2 protein-coding genes and 1 pseudogene are annotated in these 2,499 nt (G+C 74.7%); 1 reads left to right on the forward strand and 2 read right to left on the reverse strand.

Annotation, left to right across the window (positions count from 1 at the left end; genetic code table 11):
- Both G3I42_RS27180 and G3I42_RS27185 read right to left on the reverse strand, forming a co-directional pair.
- Positions 1–437 (reverse strand): annotated as a pseudogene (locus G3I42_RS27180) (ATP-dependent helicase); the annotation flags it as partial.
- A gap of 182 nt (positions 438–619) precedes the next feature.
- A complete protein-coding gene (locus G3I42_RS27185) occupies positions 620–1,498 on the reverse strand; it encodes an SDR family oxidoreductase (RefSeq protein ID WP_164290260.1) in 879 nt (292 codons plus the stop codon).
- Positions 1,499–1,846: 348 nt separating this feature from the next.
- Here G3I42_RS27185 and G3I42_RS27190 point away from each other — a divergent pair, with 348 nt between their 5' ends.
- Positions 1,847–2,446: an NAD(P)H-dependent oxidoreductase gene (locus G3I42_RS27190; protein ID WP_164290262.1), complete on the forward strand. Its 600-nt coding sequence runs from the start codon at positions 1,847–1,849 to the stop codon at positions 2,444–2,446.
- Positions 2,447–2,499 lie beyond the last annotated feature (53 nt).

The raw sequence follows: 2,499 nt of genomic DNA on the forward strand, positions 1-2,499 counted from the left end.
TCCGGCGGTGCGGCGGCGGCCAGTTCGCGCAGGCGCAGCACGTCCGCCGGGTCGAGCGGGCCGACCCGCCAGGCGTCGTGGTCGCCGTCGGACACGCCGGGCAGGAGGCGTTCGCGTGCGGCGAGGTGGAGTGCGAGGGCGGTGGCGGCGCCCCAGTAGGCCGCCGCGTCGTGGACGTCGTCGGCTCCGTACCGGCGCCGGGCGAGCGTCAGGACCGGCAGCGCGTCGGCGACGGACAGCCACACCACGGGGACCGTTCGCCGTCCTTCTGCCGTGACGAGCGCGGCCTGCGCCGCATCGGCGCCGGGCGGTGCGGGCGGGACCGTGCCGTCCGGGTCCCAGAACGCCAGCCGACCGGCGCGCGGCGGGTCGGCCGGCTCGAAGGCGACCGCGTACCGGGCCAGTCGCCCGGCGTCCTCACGCGCCGTCCACACCATGGGTCCCCCGCTCCGTACGCCCCGACCGTTCCGGATACGGCTGATCCGGCGGTCCGGCCCGCCGACCGGGTTTCGCGCAAGCTAGACCCCTTCTGCCGATGAGGCAAACTTGACGAGCGGGGGCCTCTCGCGTCTTCCGGGGGAGGCGGCGAAGGCTGCCGGTCCGCGGAGTGCCGCCGCGGTCAGGGCAGTGGCGTTCCGCCCGTCGCGTTGAGGATCTCACCGGTGATGTAGCGCGCCTGCGGTGAGGCCAGGAAGACGTAGGCGGGGGCGAGTTCGGCCGGTTGGGCGGGGCGGCCGAGCGGGGACTGCGCGCCGAAGCTCGTGGTGTCGGGCAGCGTCGAGGGGATGAGCGGGGTCCACACCGGGCCCGGCGCGACCGCGTTGACGCGGATGCGGCGTTCGGCGAGGAACTGGGCGAGGTTCTGGGTGAAGTTGACGATCGCGGCCTTCGTCATGGCGTAGTCGAGCAGGTGCGGGCCGGGCTGGTACGCCTGCACGGACGTCGTGTTGAGGACGACGCCGCCCTCGGGGAGCAGCGGCAGCGCGTTCTTCGTGATCCAGAACATGCCGTAGAGGTTGGTGCGCATCACGCGGTCGAACTGCTCGGTACTGATGCCCTCGATGCTCTCGGGCTGCGCCATCTGGTACGCGGCGTTGTTGACGAGCACGTCGAGGTGCCCGAACTCGGCGCGGGCCCGCTCCACGAGCCGTACGCACTGCTCCTCCTCACGGATGTCGCAGGGCACGGGGATCGCGCGGCGGCCCGCGGCCTCGACGAGGTGCGCGGTGCGCGCGGCCTCCTCGCCCTCCTCGGGGAGGTGGGTGAAGAGCACGTCGGCGCCCTCGCGGGCGAAGGCGAGCGCCACGGCGCGGCCGATGCCCGAGTCGCCGCCGGTCACGAGCGTCTTGCGGTCGGCGAGCAGGCCGCTGCCCCGGTAGGAGTGCTCGCCGTGGTCGGGCGGCGGGTCCATCTCGCCGGTGCGGCCGGGATGTTCCTGGGACTGCTGCGGGAATTCCGGTTCCGGAGCGCGGGGTTCGGGAGAGCTGCCTCGGGGCATGGTGACGCCTTTCGGGAGCGGGGGCGGCCGGGGGGGTACGGGCCGGGGCTTGCTGTGTGCGAGGGGGACGCCTCTTCCGCGGCCCGCCGCGCGCGGTGGGGGCGCGCCTCTTCCGCGGGCCCACCGCCTGATCTCTCGTCCGAGTGTGCCCCCGGCCTGGCGCGGCATGCAAAAGAAACGGCTCCGCCGCCGCGGTCGGGCGGACCGGGGCGCGGCCGTGTGTCGGACCGGGCGAACGGGGTACCCAGGCACGTGCGGTACGGCGGCGCCCGCGCGGCCTCGTCGCCCGCCGCGGCCCCGCACCCGCCGGGGTTCGCACCACGTCCCCGTACAGCGTCAGGAGTGATCATGCGCGCGCTCGGTCTCGTCTGCACCCTCAACCCGTCCCCGAAGCGTTCCAGCAGTCAGTTGCTCGCGGAGCAGGTGATGGCGGAGCTGGCCCGGCTCGGCGTGGAGACCGAGGTGGTGCGGGTCGCCGACCACGACGTGCGTCCCGGGGTCGGGCTGGACATGGGCGAGGGGGACGCGTGGCCCGCGCTGCGCGAGAAGGTCCTCGCGGCGGACATCCTGCTGCTCGCGACGCCGATCTGGCTCGGGCACCCCTCCAGCCTGTGCCAGCGGGTCCTGGAGCGCCTCGACGCGGAGCTGTCCGAGAGCGACGAGGAGGGGCGGCTGCTCACGTACGGGAAGGTGGGTCTCGTGGCTGTCGTGGGCAACGAGGACGGGGCGCACAAGGTGAGCGCCGACCTCTTCCAGGCGCTCGACGACGTGGGTTTCTCCCTGCCGCCCGGCGCCGTGACCTACTGGGTGGGCGAGGCGCAGCACGGCACCGACTACCAGGACCTGGAGGAGACCCCGGAGTCGGTTGCCTCGACGACGCGCACGCTCGCCGTCAACGGCCACCACCTGGCCGGGCTGCTGCGGGACCGCCCCTACCCGGCGAGCTGAGCGGACCGCCCGCCGCCGCCCCTGCGGCGGGCGCGGGCCAGGAGCGCGGCGCG

The organism is Streptomyces sp. SID11385, assembly GCF_010548245.1.
GTDB lineage: Bacteria > Actinomycetota > Actinomycetes > Streptomycetales > Streptomycetaceae > Streptomyces.

Bases quoted from the DNA above. Each gene is read 5' to 3' on its own strand.
- G3I42_RS27185 (WP_164290260.1), bottom strand. From the start codon at position 1,498: ATGCCCCGAGGCAGCTCTCCCGAACCCCGCGCTCCGGAACCGGAATTC.
- G3I42_RS27190 (WP_164290262.1), top strand. From the start codon at position 1,847: ATGCGCGCGCTCGGTCTCGTCTGCACCCTCAACCCGTCCCCGAAGCGT.